1 pseudogene is annotated in these 363 nt (G+C 62.3%); it reads right to left on the reverse strand.

Annotated elements, in window-relative coordinates:
- Positions 1 to 363, reverse strand: a pseudogene (locus EN786_RS36425) (AMP-binding protein); the annotation flags it as partial.

The following is a 363-nucleotide window of genomic DNA, read 5'->3' on the forward strand; positions in this document are numbered from 1 at the left end:
GCACGTTCTTCTGCACCTTGCCCATCGTGTTGCGCGGCAGTTCCTCGACGAAGATCACCTGCTTCGGATGCTTGTATTTCGCCAGCCGTCCGGCAATGGCGGCAGCAATGTCGACCGCTTGAATCGACGACCCCGGCTTGCGCACCACCACGGCCGTGACGCCTTCGCCGAAATCCGGATGCGCGATGCCGATCACCGCACTTTCGGCCACGCCGTCGAGCGCGTCGATCTCGCTCTCGATCTCCTTCGGATAGACATTGTAGCCGCCCGAGATGATCAGGTCCTTGCCGCGTCCGACGATGTGGACATAGCCGTCAGTGTCGACCAGCCCGAGGTCGCCGGTGATGAAGAAGCCGTCATCGC

It is taken from the genome of Mesorhizobium sp. M4B.F.Ca.ET.143.01.1.1 (assembly GCF_004792275.1).
In the GTDB taxonomy this organism is placed as follows: Bacteria; Pseudomonadota; Alphaproteobacteria; order Rhizobiales; family Rhizobiaceae; genus Mesorhizobium; species Mesorhizobium abyssinicae.